Genomic DNA, 17,593 nt, shown 5'->3' on the forward strand with positions numbered 1-17,593 from the left:
TTTAATAAATATCAATTAATGGTAATCCCAATATCTTCGGCTTGTCCTCTTTAATTCATTATGATAAAGTGGCATCAGGTGAAGCCTAATCAGCTTAGTCGGAAATTTTTTAGGACTGGCTTTTTTAATACGTATAGCTTCGGCGCATGATAACTGCGCTTATGATTTTCTAAGGAGTGGGAAAATGAGCAAAAAAGAAGAGTACTTGCGCAAGCCCGAATGGCTGAAAATAAAATTGAATACGAACGAAAATTATAATGGCCTAAAAAAGATGATGAGAGAGAAAAACCTACATACTGTATGCGAAGAGGCCAAATGCCCAAATATCCACGAATGCTGGGCAGTAAGAAGAACTGCCACTTTTATGATCCTCGGGGATGTTTGTACACGTGCCTGCCGCTTCTGTGCGGTTAAAACTGGCCTTCCAACAGAATTGGATCTTCAAGAGCCGGAACGCGTAGCAGATTCGGTTGCACTGATGAACCTGAAGCATGCTGTTGTAACTGCAGTGGCACGAGACGACCTTAAGGACGGCGGTGCAGCTGTTTTTGCGGAAACAGTCCGTGCAATCAGAAGAAAAAGCCCGTTTACTACAATTGAAGTATTGCCATCTGATATGGGCGGAGTTTACGAAAACCTGAAAACTTTGATGGATGCCCGTCCCGATATTCTTAACCACAATATTGAAACCGTTGAACGTCTTACACCAAGAGTTAGAGCCCGTGCAAAATACAAGCGTTCTCTTGAGTTTTTAAAGCGTGCGAAAGAAATGCAGCCTGATATCCCAACGAAGTCCAGCTTAATGATTGGCCTTGGGGAAACAAAAGAGGAAATTATTGCAGTAATGGATGACCTGCGTGCACATGACGTTGATATCATGACTATCGGCCAGTATCTGCAGCCATCCAAGAAACATATAAAAGTTGTAAAGTATTATACTCCAGAGGAATTCCAGGAGCTAAGAGAAATTGCCATGAGTAAAGGCTTCAGCCACTGTGAAGCAGGCCCGCTTGTGCGCTCTTCTTACCATGCAGACGAGCAGGTAAATGCCGCTTCCAAACAGAAGCAGCTAATGGGAGAACAAGAAGTTAAGGAAGCGTAACCTAATAAAAAAGAGTTCAGCGCCATATCGCTGGACTCTTTTTTTTGAAAATACTGTTGTCTAGTTATGAGCAACATCGGCTCAAGGTCATAAGAGATAAACCGTCCTATCCGCATTTCTGTTAACGGCTTCCTGCTTTGCGGACAGACTCGCCAAGGTCGTCCTGATCCGTATCATCATTTCTTTCTCCTTGCATTTCACCGTTTTCATTTTCGCTTTCACTCATTTTTTCACCCTGAGGTGAATTCAGCATTTGCTTGATTAGCTGGTTAATGCCGTTTTCTGCATTGCGCCCATCAGAATCAACAGTTGCAAAGTTTTCCACATTTTTTCTTAAAGAAGTGTCATCGCTTACATATACATGGTACCATCTAGGTACAACCGACATAGCCATTTTCTTGATCTGGTCGGCTGTTTGATTTCGGTTTTCAGTATCTGTATCATACACAATCAAGACTTCTTCATCTGTAACAAGGGTAGAAACATCATCGACATTTGGAACTTCAGTACAGTATTTGCCAATAATATCAGCAACTTGTTCGCGGTCAATTGCAGCATAATGGTCGGCGGAGACATTATCCCCCATGATCGGGCTTTTTTGATGGCGAACATATCCGAAGTCTTCGCCTACATTGTTTCGTCCGTTTCTGCCGTTGCCCATATCCCGGTTATATAAATCTGCACGCTGGTCATTCACGTTAATGGTATTGCCGCTTTCTTCGTAAATATCTTCCCTTGCAGCATTGTTTTGACATGCTGTCAGTGCAGCCATACCGCAAATTCCAAGAATGATTAGTGATTTTTTCACTGTAAACACCTCCTCATCTATAGAATTGCCAGCCGTAAATTTTTTTCTCTTAGTAATTGATGGGGAATCAGTTATAATTTAAGTAGGACATTCAGAATCAGTTTTCATATCCCGTTATTTTTCAATATAATACTGGTACATACGCTGTTAAGTTGAGGTGAAAAAAGATGGTCTGCATTAACAATATTTGTTATGAAGTAATCGAGGAGCAGCGGGACGGCTTTAATGAAGAAGCCTTCAGGGGGAGATATAGTGAGATCCTATCCAGATACGATTACATTGTTGGCGACTGGGGTTATGGCCAGCTTCGTCTCCGGGGGTTTTTTGATGACCAGAATCAGAAAGCATCCTTTGATACAAAAATCAGTACATTAACAGAATATCTGTATGAATTCTGTAACTTTGGCTGTGCCTATTTTGTTGTTAAGAAGGTAAAAAGCTAAAATAGGGCCCAAGTAACAAAATGCCAAAATCAGCATTGAGCTTTAACTCAGCCAGAATAAAAAAAAGGAGAACCCATGATATACAAGGGTTCTCTTTTAGTATTTGTTTATAATTTAATATTAAACGATTTCCATCAGAAATGATCGCAGTTCTTCAGCATCTTCTTCTGACAGCTGAAATACGTGCTCCAGGTAGCCTTCTTCATTCAAATCATCTTCCCCAATGATCGCGAAGCGGCTTCCCTGAATATCAAGGACCAATTGTTTGCCATAATAACGATCAGAACGAATAATTGCGAGATCAAATCGTTGATTTTCACCCATAAAGCTGACAAACCGGGTTTTTGTATTTTCAAGGTCATCGTATAAGAAAAAGCGTTCAGCCATATTTGCACTCTCCTCTTTGTGGAATAATAATATGCGCCCATTCAGCCAGGGTATTTACAGCATTACGAGGTGAGGCTTATGCTCAAGATGATGATGCGCCGTAATGTAGCGGACGGTCTTGGTTTTGGAACGCATTACAATAGAGTGTGTTTCAACTAAATCCCCGCCAAGAAAGCGAACCCCATCAAGCAGCTCTCCGCTTGAAACGCCTGTTGCAGCAAAAATCGCGTCATCACCAGAAACAAGGTCGTCAAGGAATAGCAGCTGGCGCGGATCCTCTAGGCCCATCCCGATGCAGCGTTCTTCTTCCTCTTTTGTATAAGGGACGAGACGTGCCTGCATATCTCCGCCGAGCGCTTTTAAGGCTGCAGCCGAGATAACCCCTTCAGGAGCGCCGCCGATGCCGACGAATAAATCAATCCCTGTATGTGGCAGTGCAGTCGCAATTGCGGCACCAACATCACCATCGCCAAATAATTTAACGCGGGAGCCTTTAGCCCGGATTCTTTCAATTAATTCTTCGTGTCGGTCGCGTTCCTGTATAATAACCGTCAGATCCTGGACACGCTTATTATTTGCTTCGGCTACAATGTCAATGGTCTTCTCGATTGGATCAAGCAAACTCACTTTCCCGGCCGCATTTTTTCCGACTGCGATCTTTTCCATGTACATATCAGGCGCGTGCAGCAATGTGCCTTGATCAGCTACAGCAATAACCGCCATTGCGTTGTTATGCCCTTTTGCTACAATACTTGTACCCTCTAGAGGATCAACGGCTATGTCTACCTTAGGCCCCATGCCTGTGCCAAGCTTCTCGCCAATATAAAGCATAGGAGCCTCGTCCAATTCTCCTTCCCCAATGACGACAACGCCGTCCATATTGACTGAATCAAACATTCCGCGCATGGCGGCTGTGGCAGCACCGTCTGCTTCATTCTTTTTCCCTCTGCCCATCCACTGAGCGGATGCAAGTGCGGCAGCTTCGGTGACACGGACAATCTCTAAAGCCAGCTCACGTTCCACCAGGCTTCCCTCCCGTTAAATATACTCTATCTTTTTTGTTTGTAAAATTACATCCATATAGGCTAATGCGCTTACATAAAATTCTTGCATTGGCATGCAGTTTCCGTTTCCTATTCTATCTTATCAGAATTATTCATAATACTGAACTTCATTCCGGCAAATTCGACAATATTCCAGTTCATTAAAATTTCTATTACAGGAAAAAATGTTTAGTTCAAAATACTGCGATATAATAGAATACAAAGGCAGAAAATGTTTTTTTAGGATGTACAGTTGCCGACAGCCGAGAAAATGAAAGCAATGGTCCTATGATGCATGAAGAAAATAAACCCGATTGGAAAAATAGGGAAAACTTGTGCTGCCCGTAAATAAAATAAATTTTTTTCCGCCGCTAGCTGGCCAAAATAAAAGTATCTTACCCAGCCGGATTACACTCGAAAATTACAGAGCGGGATTCCATTGAAGGGATGGAAAACTTTATATACAATATAAGGGTACTAAGAACTTTGGGATTTCGGGTGGCTGTGGATGACACTGGCATAGGTTGCGCCAGTTTACATTCCATAAGTGAGATTATGCCGGATATTATTAAAATCGACCGTTCCGTTCATTCAGGGCATTGATACAAGCACAGTGAAAGAATCCATGCTGAAGGGCCTGCTTTTTAGCAGGGAAAAGTGCGGGTTCTCCAGTTGTTGCCGAGGGAATTGAAAATGAAGGGGAAACGTCTGATCTCTCCGGAAACAAGGTCGATTTAGCACTGGGATATTTTTATGCTTGGCCAGATACTTTAACCAGGAGCCTGAAATCTTCATAGGAGGAAGGAAGCATTATGTATTTCGTAGACAGGGAAAAAATAGAAGATACGCTTAACTACTTGGAACAGCAAATCTCCCTTTTTGAAGATGTGAAAGAGTGGATATCCCCTATTGAAAAGGCAGCGCTGGAGCGTATTGCCCAAATTATGATCGAAGCCATCCTTGATACAGGTAATACAATGATCGACGGCTTTATCATGAGGGATCCAGGCAGCTACGAAGATATTGTCGACATTCTTGACGATGAAAAAGTAATCAGCAAAGAGATGGGCGAAAGTTTTAAAGAAGTGATTACATACCGTAAAATGCTCGTTCAAAGCTATACAAATGTTAATCATGAGGAAGTAAAAGCGGCATTCAGCAAACATTTGCCGATGATAAAAGAATTCCCGGGCCGTGTAAGGGAATATTTAATCAGTGAATTAGGACCGGTTTCTGCTTTTAAACCGCAATAAAAGATCGGAGCAATCCGGTCTTTTTTTCTAACTGGACGGATCAAATATATAAATAATTGTGATGGATTGCAGTTTTAAGCTAATATAAAAGGAAGGACGGTGAATTTCATGCTTGTTGGAGCAAAATCTACAAAAGATCTTATCCTGCGATTAATCAAGACATCCGGAAGATTGTCAATTATCGAAATAGCCAGCGAATTAGGGATAACCGAAATGGCAGTAAGAAGGCATATCCAGATTCTTGAAAAGGACTCCTATATAGAGTCAGTTATTCTAAGGCAAACAAAAGGACGTCCTTCAAAGCTTTATCAGCTTACAAAAAAAGGCGAAGATCTATTTCCCAAAAAATACAAGCAATTGAGTGTCGAGCTGCTAAAAGAACTAAAAAGCATGGGGCAGGAAAGCTTAATCACAGAATTGTTCACAAGACGAAAAAACCGCCTGGTACAGCAGTATGAAATTCAAACATCCGAGAAAACCTTTGAGGAAAAACTGGAAATCCTCACAGAAATCCAATCAATGGAAGGCTTTATGCCTGAAATACGAAAAGAAAAAGGGCAAATCCATCTGAAAGAATACAACTGCCCCTATATCGAAACAGCGGCAGAATTTAAACAAATATGCAAATCTGAAAAAGAATTTATCAAAGACTTTCTTGATACCCAAGAAGTCGAAATCAAATCCTGCATGGCCGCTGGTGACGGCTGCTGCCATTATATAATCAATCAAGACTAGTATGGCTCCTGCTAAAGGAGTTTTTTCTTTTTGAGCAGGCTGATGAATAGAGCTAATGAAAGCTCATTCTACTAGATAATCGGAATTAATCGGAGTGAATAGAGCCGATGGAACTAATTGGAGTGAATAGAGCCGATGAAGTCTCTATTTATCGGATGATGGGAACTAATCGGAGTGAATAAAGCTGATGAAGGCTCTATTTATCGGATGATGGGAACTAATCGGAGTGAATAAAGCCGATGAAGTCTCTATTAACTGTATGACCGGAACGAATGGGAGGAAGTAGAGCCGATGAAGACTCTATTAACTGGATAACCGGAACATTCCAAGCGAATAGAGCCCTTTGAATTTGGTTTTGATTGATGACTGGAGCCAACTGGAATGAACGAGCCTGAGAAAGGGATTTTAGAATAAATTAAAGGGACCAAATGTTTTTATAGATGGAGACACATTCCTACTCAAATTTGAGAAGGGCCAATCGTGAAAAATTGCACAAAACTCTGCTATCCTTTAAGATAACTTTTATGGGCATTTTACATAGGTAAAAAACCAATCTCATACAAATAATAAATTTGGCCATGATAAACTTGGGAGTGATCATTTTGAAAAAATATGAAGGCTACTTAATAGATCTGGATGGCACGATGTACCGCGGGACTGAGCTGATCAGCGAGGCTGCTGACTTTGTGAACAAGCTGCGTGAGTATGGCTTGCCGTATTTGTTTGTGACAAACAATTCTTCAAGAACTCCTGCACAGGTAGCGGATAAGCTTGTTAAGTTTGGTATTCCGGCGGAAGAGGGACAAGTTTTTACAACAAGCATGGCAACTGCCAATTACATATATGAAAAGAAAAATGATGCATCTGTTCATGTGATTGGAGAGGAAGGAATCCGTGAAGCTTTGGCTGAAAAAGGATTAAGCTTTGCCGAGGAGCATGCCGATTATGTAGTGGTAGGGATTGACCGCTCCATCAACTATGAAAAGCTGTCAATCGCCTGTCTGGCCGTTAGAAATGGAGCCACATTCATTTCTACAAACGGTGATATTGCCATTCCAACTGAAAGAGGGCTGCTGCCAGGAAATGGTTCATTAACTTCTGTCATTACTGTGTCCACTCAGACCCAGCCTATCTTTATCGGCAAACCTGAGTCGATTATTATGGAACAGGCTTTAAAGGTGCTGGGCACAGCGAAGGAAGAGACACTTATGGTGGGAGATAACTATGATACGGATATATTGGCAGGCATGAACGCAGGCATGGATACGCTGCTTGTCCATACAGGCGTGACAACGAAAGAACTGCTTAAGGGCTACGAAAAAAAGCCGACATTTGTGCTTGGTTCTTTAGCAGAATGGGATTTCAAATAAATAAAAAAGGATGGAGAACTCTCTCCATCCTTTTTCTACTCTACATGGGCAGCGCTATGTGCCAAGCGGCTTGAGGCAGCCGCAGCAATAGCCCCAACAATATCATCAAGGAACGTATGGCATCTGTCTGAGCTCTTATCGTTTAGCTCCTTGAGAATACCAGGCTTTAATTTATCGATATAACCAAAGTTTGTAAATCCGATTGATCCATATACATTAACAATGGATAAAGCCAGTACTTCATCCGCTCCATATAGCCCTTCGTCTGTTTCAATTATTGACTGCAGCGGCTCCAAAAGCTTTTTTTCCTCTGCGAGCATATCAAGCTGAATGCCTGTTAGAATGGCGTTTTGCACTTCTCTTTTTGATAAGACCCTCTGGACATTATTGATGCAGTCTTCCATCTTTAGATCAGGGTGATACTTTTCCTGAAGAAAGAAGACTAAATCGGCTATATCCTGAATTTCCACTCCTCTTTCATGGAGCCATTTCCGCGCTGTTCGTTCTGTAACACTTACTACTTTTTCTTCTTTATTCATTGGCGTCACCTTTTCTATTTATTTTCCCTATGTATATACCCTTTTTTGCAAAAATATGCCCGCTGCCGGTAAATGAGATTAATTTCATTCCTTTTATCAATATCTCCATGGCACACAGTCTTATTCAAGAAAACAACAAGTTTTAACGCCCTCTTTCATATATATTCCATAAGGACCCATTCCCAAACGAGGTGGTAAAATTGTTAAAAAAGTTGCTGAAGGAGCAATTTGGCATAGAGGCAGAAGATACCATGCGGATCGGAAGGTATGATGCCTGCCGAAAGCAGGGGCAGCTGTACTTGCTTGTGCCTGCAGGACATGTAGCTGTAGAGGAATTGGAAGAATTGGAAAAAGTCGCTGAGCATCTTGTGAAAAACGGCGACAGAAACATTAGCGCCTTTTTAAAAACGAAGGATGGAAAGCAATACATTGATTGGCAGGACAGCCGTTATTGTGTTCTCGTCAATCAGCATGTCCAAAACCGAAAACGAACTAAGTTTGGCCGAAAGCTGGCCAAATTTCATTATAGAGGAAGGACTATTTCTTTTCCGGTGAAAAAAATGAGCAGAATTGGGCAATGGAAACAGCTTTGGGAAAAGAGGCTGGACCAAATGGAGACGGTTTGGAATGATATGCTGTTCCAGAAGCCCGATAATGATTTTGAGCGGATGTTTCTGGAATCCTTTCCTTACTATATGGGGCTTGCCGAAAATTCAATTCAGTATCTGGTTGATGCAGAGCTGGATGATGAGCCGGGCATGATTGACAGCGGAACGGTTTGCCATGTCAGGTTATTATCTTCTACCTGGGGAGACTCCTATTATATGAAGAATCCATTTGACTGGGTATTTGACCACTCCTCCAGAGATTTGGCCGAGTGGACACGGGAAAGGTACTTCCATAATATAAAAACCTACCAGCCTGAGCTTCGCCAATTTTTATCGGATTATCAAAGTGTAGCACCGCTGTCTTCTTTTTCTTGGAGGCTCTACTACGCCCGTCTTCTGTTCCCGCTTCATTATTTTGAAACGATTGAGGACTATTATGTGACAGATTCTGAACAGCAGAAGCTAATGCTGCAGGAGCGCCTTCAAAAGTATCTTTGGCAGTCTGATGACCATGAACGCTTTCTTGGCGGATTTTTCGAATTTGCCGAGGTTCCGGTGAAAAAATTCAGGATTCCGGTTCTGGATTGGATCAGGAGTTAAAGAAAAAGAGGAAGGGATAAAGGCTTGTATTGGCGAAAGAAACATACAGCCGAGAAAATAAAGAGGGGATGCTGTATGAAGCCATATATATTTATAAGCAGAAAGCTGCCTGAAGATGCAGTTGCCATTTTAAAGGAAAAGTACGATGTCCGTATGTGGGACCAGGAAGATGTGCCTGTCCCTTACGACATATTCTTGGAGGAAGCAAAAAAGGCGGATGCTCTATTGACGATGCTGTCCGAACCAGTCAATGAAGAAGTTCTTAATGCAGGGGAGAGGCTGAAAATTGTTGCCAATATGGCTGTCGGCTATGACAATGTAGATGTTGAGGCAGCATCGAGGCTGGGAGTCACAGTAACCAATACACCCGATGTATTAAATGATTCAACCGCCGATTTAACTTTTGCACTTGTGCTGGCTGCTGCCCGCAGGATGGTAGAGGCGGCCGAGTTTGTGAAGGAGGGCAGCTGGAAGAGCTGGAGTCCGCTGCTTCTGGCTGGCCAGGATGTGCATCATAAGACCATTGGCATTGTTGGAATGGGGAACATTGGGAATACCGTAGCAAAACGCGCAACCGGGTTTGAAATGGAAATTTTATATCATAACCGCTCAAGGAAACCGGATGCTGAGCAGGAGCTTGGAGCCAAGTATGTCAGCTTTGATGAGCTTTTGGAGCGCTCGGACTTCGTTGTCTGCCTGACTCCTTTAACGGACGAGACAAGAAATTTGTTTAATCGTGATGCTTTTAAAAAAATGAAGAAACAAGCGGTTTTCGTTAATTCCTCCAGGGGGCCTGTTGTGAATGAACAGGATTTATATAAAGCATTGCAGGGAGGAGAGATCGCTGCTGCCGGCTTGGATGTGTTCGAAGAAGAACCAATTGGCTCCGGCCACCCGCTCCTAGAGCTAAAGAATGTAGTGGCTATGCCCCATATCGGAAGTGCAAGTATGGAGACACGTTTTGCCATGATGAAGCTTTGCGTGGATAATATCGACCTTGTTCTTTCGGGGAATCCGCCTAAAACACCAGTCAAAAAGAAATGAATTACACTAAGCACCCAAATAGCCGGGTGCTTTTTCTATTAGATGTGTTAAAGCTAGTTGATGATTTAGCACTGTGCTGATTGGACGGAAGGGGTGAGATCCTAGAAAATGCATTCCCATTTTCTTCATGCCGTGTTTATTCAAAGTTCTGCGGAAAAGCGTACCGAAAGGCGACCCCGCAGGCGTGAAAAGCCGAGAAGCGTCGGAAGCACACTGTTCGCTGAGTGCCTGCTGCGGAAATCAACACCCGAATTTAAAAGAGGCTTGAGTAAAAGAAAAAATATTTTTATAGTTAAAACCGCATTATGATAGGTGATTAAGCGTTTTCAATATAATTTATCGGAAAATTCCCTATTGTAAAAATCGGTGGCCAGCCATATAATGTCTACTATACAAATACAAATGTACTTACATAGTGAACATTTAAAGGGGGAGCTAGCGTGGAATCAATCTCAATTGGTTTATTAGGATTAGGAACAGTTGGATCGGGTGTCGTGCAAATCATTGAGAAACATCAGGATAAGCTCATGCACCAAGTCGGTTGTCCGGTTGTTGTTAAAAAGGTGCTTGTTAAAGATTTGGAAAAGGAAAGAGCGGTCAAGGTGGACCGGAATATGCTGACTGCGAATCCGGATGATATTTTAAATGACAATGATATAGATGTAGTAATTGAAGTTATGGGCGGAATAGAAGATACAAGGGATCATCTAAAGAAAGCTTTATATAACGGCAAGCATGTGGTGACAGCCAATAAGGATCTTATGGCCGTTTACGGTCCGGAGCTGCTGTCTGCTGCTTCGCAAAATGGCTGTGACCTTTTTTATGAAGCAAGTGTTGCTGGCGGTATTCCGATTCTGAGAGGGCTTGTAGACGGCTTGGCCTCGGACAGAATTACAAAAATGATGGGAATCGTCAACGGAACAACAAACTTTATTTTGACAAAAATGAGCAAGCAGGGCAGCGCCTACGAAGAGGTTCTGAAGGAAGCTCAGGATCTGGGCTATGCTGAAAGTGATCCGACTGCTGATGTAGAAGGCCTTGATGCAGCTAGAAAAATGGCTATTCTATCAACGCTCGGCTTTTCCATGAATATTGACTTGGATGACGTGAAGGTAAAGGGAATAACTGAAATCACTGAAGAGGACCTTCAATACGGCAAACAGCTTGGCTACACAATGAAGCTCATCGGCATCGCCCATCGGGAAGGAGAAAAGGTGGAAGTAAGTGTACAGCCGACCTTGCTAGCCGAATCCCATCCGCTTGCGTCCGTTCAGGATGAATATAACGCCGTATATGTTTACGGAGAAGCTGTAGGAGAAACCATGTTCTACGGACCTGGGGCAGGCAGCCTTCCAACTGCCACAGCCGTTGTATCCGACCTGGTTGGTGTTATGAAAAATATGCGCCTTGGCGTTAACGGTAAAAGCGCCGTAACTCCTCAATATGAAAAGAAATTAAAAAATGCAGATGAAATTTATTCAAAGTATTTCCTAAGGCTGCATGTGAAAGATGAAGTAGGGACTTTTGCCAATATAACTTCCATTTTTTCAGACCACCATGTCAGCTTCGAAAAAATCCTGCAGCTGCCTTTAAAGGAGAAGGGGCTTGCTGAAATCGTATTGGTTACACATCAGGCTTCACTGCAAGATTACGAGGATATTTTAGTGAATTTAAGAGATTTGCCTGCGGTACAAAACATTAAAAGTTCTTACCGTGTAGAAGGGAGCGCAAGAGTATGAGATGGGAAGGTCTTATAAAGACTTATAAAGAGTTTCTGCCAGTTAATGAAAATACACCTTTGCTTACTTTAAATGAAGGCAATACACCCCTGATCAGGCTTGATAAACTCTCAAGAGATTGGGGCATTGACCTATATGTGAAAACAGAAGGGGCTAACCCGACTGGTTCTTTTAAAGACAGAGGCATGGTCATGGCGGTTGCCAAGGCAAAGGAAGAGGGAAGCGATGCAATTATTTGTGCTTCTACAGGAAATACGTCTGCTGCGGCGGCTGCCTATGCGGCAAGGGCGGGCATGAGATGCGTTGTCGTTATTCCTGAAGGGAAAATCGCCATGGGCAAGCTCGCACAGGCTGTCATGTACGGTGCGGAGGTCGTTTCAATCGAAGGGAACTTCGACCAGGCGCTGGCAATGGTTCGTAAAATTAGTGAAACAGAACCTATCACTCTCGTAAACTCGGTTAATCCATATCGCCTTGAAGGGCAGAAAACAGCTGCCTTTGAAATCTGTGACCAGCTGGGAGGAGCCCCAGATATCCTCGCTCTGCCAGTGGGGAATGCGGGCAATATTTCTGCCTATTGGAAAGGCTTTAAAGAATACCATGAAGCACGCCAGACTGGACTTCCAAAAATGCACGGAGTCCAAGCTGAAGGAGCAGCTGCCATTGTCCATAACCGCGTTTTTGAAAATCCGGAAACAGTTGCAACAGCGATCAGAATCGGAAATCCGGCAAGCTGGCATTTAGCGAATGCTGCATTAGCAGAATCCAATGGGAAAATTGACGAAGTCAGCGACGAAGAAATTCTTTGCATGTATCGCAAGCTTGCTTCATCAGAAGGGATTTTTGCTGAGCCTGCTTCATGTGCTTCTCTGGCGGGAATTTACAAGCAGCTCCGCAATGGCGAAATTCCGCATAAAACAAGAGTTGTTGCGATTCTGACAGGAAATGGGCTAAAGGACCCGAACACAGCCATCGATTGCAGTCCTGTTAAGCCGGTGCTGCTGCCAAATGATGAACAAGCGGTGGCTGAGCATATTAAGGGAGTCGTCCATGTATGAGCGAAGGTGAAATGCTCGTCATCAAAGTTCCCGGCAGCACGGCAAACCTGGGGCCAGGATTTGATTCCATTGGCCTCGCATTAAACTTATACTTAACTATCGAAGCGGAGAGAGCCGACACATTTGAAATGATTCCCTTATCAGCACCTTTGAGTATTTACCCTGCAGATGAATCAAATTTCATCTTTCAAGTTGCAAAGGATACAGCAAAGAAGTACGGAAGAGAGCTTCCGGGCTGCAAAGCCAGGATTTCAAGTGATATTCCGCTGACAAGAGGCCTTGGTTCAAGTGCTGCAGCCATTGTAGCAGGAATCGAGCTGGCAGACTCGCTCTGTGGCCTTCATTTAAGCCAGCAGGAGAAGCTGGAGCTTTCTTCACGTATGGAGGGCCACCCAGATAACGCAGGAGCTTCGCTGCTGGGCGGGATGGTGATTGGCTGCCAGTCAGAGGAAGAGGTCAATGTTCAATCGATTAAAAATCTGGCATTGGATATCGTTGCAGTTGTACCAAAGGAAGAGCTTCTCACGAAAGAATCAAGAGGCGTTCTGCCGGAAGAATGGTCTTTTAAAGAGGCGGTACAAGCTGGTGCGGTAGGAAATGTTATGGTCGCAGCTTTGCTGAGCGGAAACTATCCACTGGCAGGGAAGATGATGAAAGCCGACTTATACCACCATCCTTACCGCAAAAAAATGGTTCCCCATTTGGAAGTCATTGAAACAGTGGCTCCAGGGCTGGGCTCTTTCGGTGTAGCCTTAAGTGGTGCAGGACCAGCAGTACTCTGCCTTGCGGAAGCCGGATTAGCTCCATCAGTAGCAGGTGGGCTGGAAAAGTTGCTTCCGGACATGGATATCCTTTGCCTCCAAATTGACCAGGAAGGCAGCAGTGTTTTAAAAAAAAGCCTAGCTGAAGAACAGGAGCCGGAATTTGGCCATATTTAATAAAAGAAAGCAAAAAAAAGCGATGTCATCAGACCGACATCGCTTTTTATAATATTGAATTAAAATACTTGTTCTACTTCGACTACACCAGGTACTTCTTCTAAAAGAGCACGCTCAATACCGGCTTTTAACGTGATTGTTGAACTCGGGCAGCTTCCGCATGCACCAAGAAGGCGCAATTTAACGATACCGTCTTCAACATCCACCAATTCGCAGTCCCCGCCATCGCGAAGTAGGAACGGGCGCAATTTATCTAATACTTCCTGAACTTGTTCAGTCATAGTCGTTTGTTCTGCCATGTGAAATCGACTCCTTTCCTTATATTTATTATAATCAAATCGAACCTAAAAATCTATTCCCGGAACATAATTTCCACACATTAGGAAAAATTTTTTCTTATGTTAACTGTTTGTTTATATTGTAAAATGGAGCTAAGAAGTGCGAGAGCAAAGAGGGGGAGTATGAAATGAAGAAAGAAATAGAAATAACCGTGTATGGCGCAGAACAGCTTTGCGCAAGCTGCGTGAACCTTCCTTCATCAAAGGAGACCTACGAATGGCTGGAGGCGGCCCTATCCAGGAAGTTTCCAGTTCAGCCTTTTAAAATCGTTTATGTGGATATCCATAATCCGCCTGACGAAGAGGATAAAAAGGAATTTGCACAGCGGGTCATTGAGGAGGATATGTTCTACCCTGTCGTTCTTATTGAGAATGAAATCGTCGGGGAGGGCAATCCGAAGCTGAAAACGATTTATGCTGAAATGGAAAAGCACGGCTATCAGGCAGTTTAATAAGAAGCTCTGTTAAAGTTGCGTGATGATATCTGCTCCAGGAGCTCAGGCGAACCGCGGGCGGTCCGGGAGCCTCTTCGGCGCATGACGCGCGTCTGTGAGGTCTCCCTTTGACGCGCTTCTCCCGCAGGACTTTGAATAAGCATCCTCGAATAAACACCGTACGAAGAAAATGAGAATTCATTTTCGAGGATTTCGCGCCTTCCGCTCCAATCAACAAATAGCTAAATCAATATCTAGCTTTAACAGCTAATAAAAAAAAGAGCTTCCTTTCGAGGAGGCTCTTTTCAATTTACTATTGAATCAACCGTTATGGTACTTGTACATCCATAGAATACCGGATTTCAATAGGCGGGCTACACGGCCAGTGATTGGGCGTTCTGCAACCAATCCAAACCCATGTTTCTTGCCTAGAGAACCTAAAACCCCTTTAAGCTTGATAACAGGAAGCGACTCAGGAAGTTCTTCACCTTTCCAGCGTTTTAATAGGATTTGAACAATTTGCTCAGCCTGGCCTTCAGCAAGCTGTGCACTCGGTGCATGAGGAAGGCTTGCGCAATCGCCTACTACATATACATGTTCGTTGTCAGGGATATTGTGATACTTGGTTAAAACTATGCGTCCTTGCTGGTCCTTCTCTACATCCATATCACGGACTACCTTATTAGGCTGGATGCCGGCAGTCCACACGATCGCGTCGCAATGGATGGATTCTTCATGGTTGTAAAGGGTATTCTCTTCAACTTTAGTTATATTCGATTGGTTAATAATTTCAACATTATGTGATTCAAACCAATTTTCCACATAGGTGCTTAATCTTTCAGGGAATGCTGATAAAATATGCTTCCCTCTGTCGAATAATTTGATCTTCAAATCCGGCCGGCTTTCATTTAATTCGGAAGCGAGTTCCACACCGCTTAATCCTGCTCCGACTATCGCCACAACAGATCCTGGAGATAAATTGTTTAAGGCCTGGTATGTTCTTCTGGACTTTTCGATCGTTTGAATGCTGTAAGTGTGGACATCCGCGCCAGGAACATTATGGTACTTATCCTCGCAGCCGAGGCCAATTATTATATCGTCATAAGAAACAGGCTCTTCGTCTTCCAGATGCACCTTATTTTCCTCAATATTGATCTTTGTTACTTCGCCGTATTTAATCGTTAATCTTGGATGTTCAGGGTAAGATACACGTACGTGCTGATCGGAAATAGTGCCGGCAGCAAGCGCGTAATATTCCGTTTTCAGACAATGGTATGGAACACGGTCTATTAACGTAATGGAGACATCATCAGGAAGCTGGTTAGGCAAAAGACGGGCAAGCGCCCTCATACCGCCATAGCCTCCGCCAAGTATCACAAGATTTTTCATAGTATAATTCCCCTTTATGTCCGTACTGTTTAATTGTTAAATAAGTTTTTCTCTTTTTTCTTTCCGAACTTTTAATAAAACGTTTGTGAATTATTTTAAAAAAATAAATTAATGATATTAATAACCTTAAACCCATAAAAAGTATAACGAAATTGTGACAAAATCACAACACATATAAGTAGGAAACTTGACAATATACGACATGAAGTGGTAAATATGTGCACTTATAAGGGAATCGGTATCCAAATCTTGCGGATTTCTTTTAAAAAAGGTAGCATTAACAGGGTAGAGAGGTGATAGATAATGATCAAGCCAATCATCGAATTTTGTATCAGCAATTTGGCCAGCGGCTCCCAGAAAGCGTTGGAAACACTGGAAAAGGATTATGACCTTGATGTTATAGAATACGGCTGCCTGGGCTACTGCGGAAAATGTGCAAGCACTCTTTTTGCGCTTGTCAATGGAGAGGTCGTTACGGGAGAAACACCAGATGAACTGGTTGAAAATATATATCAATATCTGGAAGAAAATCCGATGTTTTAATATAAAAAAGGAGCGAATTGATTTCGCTCCTTTTTGTTGGAGATAACAGATTTAGTTAGCTGCAGTTTTTTGCTTTTCTCTTAATTCATACCATTGTTCTCTTGCCATTTCAATCAGTTTAGGCTCAGTGGAGCGGCTTTGCGTTTCAATGACTTTTGACAAATACTTAACAGCCTGCTCGGTTTGATGCGTTCTCCTCGATAATTCCCCAATAAGATAGAAAAGCCTCGTTTCCGATACGGAAGATCCTTTAAAGTCATCCGCCATATATGACTCCATATATTCCTTTATAGCGAGCTTTATAAAGCGCTGTTCCTGTTCAGCATTTTCCAATGAGCGATACAGCCAGGAAAGCCTTATGTATAATCCGGCAAGCGTAAGATGTTTCTCTTTTTTTAATGTCCCGCAAAGTATGGCCAGCTTGTATGTACTGATGGCATCAGTTATGCTTCTTTTCCTACTATAGTCACGAGGCTTCCAGGCATTGGCTACTTTTGATTTGATAAGCTCCAAGGCACCAGGCGGAAAATAAGGTGAAAAATCTTCTGATTCAGAAAAGCCGCATTGAGGGCAGGTATGGATATGGTAATAAAGAGGGTTCATGCCTTCATCAGAGTAATTGGGGCAAAAATCACTGTCATAACTGGAGACTTTCACAAATTTGGAGCGAAGTTTTTTAGTGTTGAATCCCTTTTTGCATACTTTACATTCACATTTTTTATCATAGGCAGGTTCTAATTGCTGCATCATTTGAATTTCACCTCCGGGGAAAATGACTAAGAGTTTTGAACTATTAAATTATGTGATAATTGTACCATATAAGAAGTTTTTTAGTGAAATAGGATAATTATATTTAATATTTTATTTATGGTAAAACAAGACCGATACGGGAAAAGTTCTTTTAAATGCATAATCATATTTGTGAGCCTATAAATTTTCTATGAAATCGAAGAAGGAGAGGTAAAAAAATTTGCAGTATTTTCAAAAAGATTTTTGCAGTGCAATTTATTTTTGCGGTTTTGTCATTAAGCCGATGCCGGTTTAATCTATGTTTTTACTTGGCACAGTTATTGCAATAAAGATACATTAAGTTGATTTAACAAAATATGACTTTAGAGGAGGTATAAAGGTTTATATATAAAATAGTGGAAAATCCAAACAAGAGCTTTTTAAAACGAAGGAGAAACAATTTTTAATAAAAAAATAGAATCCACTATTGACA

At 42.5% G+C, this 17,593-nt stretch carries 19 protein-coding genes and 1 pseudogene; 13 read left to right on the forward strand and 7 right to left on the reverse strand.

Annotated features, from left to right (window positions below):
• Nucleotides 1-133 precede the first annotated feature (133 nt).
• Nucleotides 134-1,102 carry a lipoyl synthase gene (gene lipA, locus DFO73_RS10390; RefSeq protein WP_375137317.1) on the forward strand — a complete coding sequence of 323 codons (969 nt, stop codon included), beginning with the start codon at nt 134-136 and terminating at the stop codon, nt 1,100-1,102.
• 121 nt (nt 1,103-1,223) lie between these two features.
• On the opposite strand, the gene DFO73_RS10395 is transcribed toward lipA, so the two are convergent.
• Nucleotides 1,224-1,910: a YhcN/YlaJ family sporulation lipoprotein gene (locus DFO73_RS10395; protein ID WP_110064714.1), complete on the reverse strand. Its 687-nt coding sequence runs from the start codon at nt 1,908-1,910 to the stop codon at nt 1,224-1,226.
• Between the two features lie 167 nt (nt 1,911-2,077).
• On the opposite strand from DFO73_RS10395, the gene DFO73_RS10400 reads away from it, so the two are divergent.
• On the forward strand, nt 2,078-2,353 hold the full coding sequence (locus DFO73_RS10400; RefSeq protein WP_110064715.1) for a YutD family protein: 276 nt from the start codon (nt 2,078-2,080) through the stop codon (nt 2,351-2,353).
• A gap of 120 nt (nt 2,354-2,473) precedes the next feature.
• Here the strand turns inward: DFO73_RS10400 and DFO73_RS10405 are convergent, their stop codons facing one another.
• Both DFO73_RS10405 and glpX read right to left on the reverse strand, forming a co-directional pair.
• Nucleotides 2,474-2,740: a DUF3055 domain-containing protein gene (locus DFO73_RS10405; protein WP_110064716.1), complete on the reverse strand. Its 267-nt coding sequence runs from the start codon at nt 2,738-2,740 to the stop codon at nt 2,474-2,476.
• 54 nt (nt 2,741-2,794) lie between these two features.
• On the reverse strand, nt 2,795-3,763 hold the full coding sequence (gene glpX, locus DFO73_RS10410) for a class II fructose-bisphosphatase (protein WP_110064717.1): 969 nt from the start codon (nt 3,761-3,763) through the stop codon (nt 2,795-2,797).
• 467 nt (nt 3,764-4,230) lie between these two features.
• On the opposite strand from glpX, the gene DFO73_RS29265 reads away from it, so the two are divergent.
• From DFO73_RS29265 to DFO73_RS10430, 4 genes are all read left to right on the forward strand, one after another.
• Complete coding sequence (locus DFO73_RS29265; RefSeq protein WP_258309373.1) at nt 4,231-4,386, forward strand: EAL domain-containing protein; 156 nt, start codon at nt 4,231-4,233, stop codon at nt 4,384-4,386.
• A 209-nt stretch (nt 4,387-4,595) separates the two neighbouring features.
• Nucleotides 4,596-5,036, forward strand: coding sequence for a type VII toxin-antitoxin system HepT family RNase toxin (gene hepT, locus DFO73_RS10420; protein ID WP_110064718.1), 441 nt, complete (start codon nt 4,596-4,598; stop codon nt 5,034-5,036).
• 108 nt (nt 5,037-5,144) lie between these two features.
• The gene (locus tag DFO73_RS10425) at nt 5,145-5,771 is read left to right on the forward strand and encodes a helix-turn-helix transcriptional regulator (RefSeq protein ID WP_110064719.1); all 627 of its coding nucleotides are present in this window, start codon (nt 5,145-5,147) and stop codon (nt 5,769-5,771) included.
• 602 nt (nt 5,772-6,373) lie between these two features.
• On the forward strand, nt 6,374-7,141 hold the full coding sequence (locus DFO73_RS10430; protein WP_110064720.1) for a TIGR01457 family HAD-type hydrolase: 768 nt from the start codon (nt 6,374-6,376) through the stop codon (nt 7,139-7,141).
• Between the two features lie 35 nt (nt 7,142-7,176).
• Here the strand turns inward: DFO73_RS10430 and DFO73_RS10435 are convergent, their stop codons facing one another.
• Entirely contained in the window at nt 7,177-7,680 is a 504-nt protein-coding gene (locus DFO73_RS10435) for a phosphatidylglycerophosphatase A family protein (RefSeq protein ID WP_110064721.1), read from the reverse strand.
• Between the two features lie 200 nt (nt 7,681-7,880).
• Between DFO73_RS10435 and yutH the strand changes: the two genes are divergently transcribed.
• The 5 genes from yutH (at nt 7,881) to thrB (ending at nt 13,667) form a co-directional block, all read left to right on the forward strand.
• Nucleotides 7,881-8,888, forward strand: coding sequence for a spore coat putative kinase YutH (gene yutH, locus DFO73_RS10440; protein WP_110064722.1), 1,008 nt, complete (start codon nt 7,881-7,883; stop codon nt 8,886-8,888).
• Between the two features lie 75 nt (nt 8,889-8,963).
• Complete coding sequence (locus DFO73_RS10445; RefSeq protein WP_110064723.1) at nt 8,964-9,932, forward strand: 2-hydroxyacid dehydrogenase; 969 nt, start codon at nt 8,964-8,966, stop codon at nt 9,930-9,932.
• A gap of 440 nt (nt 9,933-10,372) precedes the next feature.
• On the forward strand, nt 10,373-11,671 hold the full coding sequence (locus DFO73_RS10455; RefSeq protein WP_110064725.1) for a homoserine dehydrogenase: 1,299 nt from the start codon (nt 10,373-10,375) through the stop codon (nt 11,669-11,671).
• On the forward strand, nt 11,668-12,729 hold the full coding sequence (gene thrC / locus DFO73_RS10460; protein WP_110064726.1) for a threonine synthase: 1,062 nt from the start codon (nt 11,668-11,670) through the stop codon (nt 12,727-12,729). Before DFO73_RS10455 ends, thrC begins: the two co-directional genes overlap by 4 nt.
• Nucleotides 12,726-13,667, forward strand: coding sequence for a homoserine kinase (gene thrB / locus DFO73_RS10465; RefSeq protein ID WP_110064727.1), 942 nt, complete (start codon nt 12,726-12,728; stop codon nt 13,665-13,667). Before thrC ends, thrB begins: the two co-directional genes overlap by 4 nt.
• A gap of 59 nt (nt 13,668-13,726) precedes the next feature.
• Here thrB and DFO73_RS10470 read toward each other — a convergent pair.
• Nucleotides 13,727-13,948: pseudogene (locus DFO73_RS10470) on the reverse strand (NifU family protein); the annotation flags it as partial.
• Between the two features lie 185 nt (nt 13,949-14,133).
• Between DFO73_RS10470 and DFO73_RS10475 the strand changes: the two are divergent.
• Entirely contained in the window at nt 14,134-14,457 is a 324-nt protein-coding gene (locus DFO73_RS10475) for a YuzD family protein (protein ID WP_110064728.1), read from the forward strand.
• A 303-nt stretch (nt 14,458-14,760) separates the two neighbouring features.
• On the opposite strand, the gene DFO73_RS10480 is transcribed toward DFO73_RS10475, so the two are convergent.
• The gene (locus tag DFO73_RS10480) at nt 14,761-15,828 is read right to left on the reverse strand and encodes an NAD(P)/FAD-dependent oxidoreductase (RefSeq protein WP_110064729.1); all 1,068 of its coding nucleotides are present in this window, start codon (nt 15,826-15,828) and stop codon (nt 14,761-14,763) included.
• 303 nt (nt 15,829-16,131) lie between these two features.
• Here DFO73_RS10480 and DFO73_RS10485 point away from each other — a divergent pair, with 303 nt between their 5' ends.
• The gene (locus DFO73_RS10485; protein WP_110064730.1) at nt 16,132-16,371 is read left to right on the forward strand and encodes a YuzB family protein; all 240 of its coding nucleotides are present in this window, start codon (nt 16,132-16,134) and stop codon (nt 16,369-16,371) included.
• Nucleotides 16,372-16,422: 51 nt separating this feature from the next.
• Here the strand turns inward: DFO73_RS10485 and DFO73_RS10490 are convergent, their stop codons facing one another.
• On the reverse strand, nt 16,423-17,121 hold the full coding sequence (locus tag DFO73_RS10490) for a DUF2225 domain-containing protein (RefSeq protein WP_258309376.1): 699 nt from the start codon (nt 17,119-17,121) through the stop codon (nt 16,423-16,425).
• Nucleotides 17,122-17,593: the final 472 nt, after the last annotated feature.

Source organism: Cytobacillus oceanisediminis (assembly GCF_003182355.1).
GTDB lineage: Bacteria > Bacillota > Bacilli > Bacillales > Cytobacillaceae > Cytobacillus > Cytobacillus oceanisediminis_A.

What these genes read in the sequence shown, in the direction of transcription:
- DFO73_RS10400 (WP_110064715.1), top strand. Translation starts at nt 2,078, where the DNA reads ATGGTCTGCATTAACAATATTTGTTATGAAGTAATCGAGGAGCAGCGG.
- DFO73_RS10405 (WP_110064716.1), bottom strand. Translation starts at nt 2,740, where the DNA reads ATGGCTGAACGCTTTTTCTTATACGATGACCTTGAAAATACAAAAACC.
- DFO73_RS29265 (WP_258309373.1), top strand. Translation starts at nt 4,231, where the DNA reads ATGGAAAACTTTATATACAATATAAGGGTACTAAGAACTTTGGGATTT.
- hepT (WP_110064718.1), top strand. Translation starts at nt 4,596, where the DNA reads ATGTATTTCGTAGACAGGGAAAAAATAGAAGATACGCTTAACTACTTG.
- DFO73_RS10425 (WP_110064719.1), top strand. Translation starts at nt 5,145, where the DNA reads ATGCTTGTTGGAGCAAAATCTACAAAAGATCTTATCCTGCGATTAATC.
- DFO73_RS10435 (WP_110064721.1), bottom strand. Translation starts at nt 7,680, where the DNA reads ATGAATAAAGAAGAAAAAGTAGTAAGTGTTACAGAACGAACAGCGCGG.
- DFO73_RS10445 (WP_110064723.1), top strand. Translation starts at nt 8,964, where the DNA reads ATGAAGCCATATATATTTATAAGCAGAAAGCTGCCTGAAGATGCAGTT.
- thrC (WP_110064726.1), top strand. Translation starts at nt 11,668, where the DNA reads ATGAGATGGGAAGGTCTTATAAAGACTTATAAAGAGTTTCTGCCAGTT.
- thrB (WP_110064727.1), top strand. Translation starts at nt 12,726, where the DNA reads ATGAGCGAAGGTGAAATGCTCGTCATCAAAGTTCCCGGCAGCACGGCA.
- DFO73_RS10475 (WP_110064728.1), top strand. Translation starts at nt 14,134, where the DNA reads ATGAAGAAAGAAATAGAAATAACCGTGTATGGCGCAGAACAGCTTTGC.
- DFO73_RS10480 (WP_110064729.1), bottom strand. Translation starts at nt 15,828, where the DNA reads ATGAAAAATCTTGTGATACTTGGCGGAGGCTATGGCGGTATGAGGGCG.
- DFO73_RS10485 (WP_110064730.1), top strand. Translation starts at nt 16,132, where the DNA reads ATGATCAAGCCAATCATCGAATTTTGTATCAGCAATTTGGCCAGCGGC.
- DFO73_RS10490 (WP_258309376.1), bottom strand. Translation starts at nt 17,121, where the DNA reads ATGATGCAGCAATTAGAACCTGCCTATGATAAAAAATGTGAATGTAAA.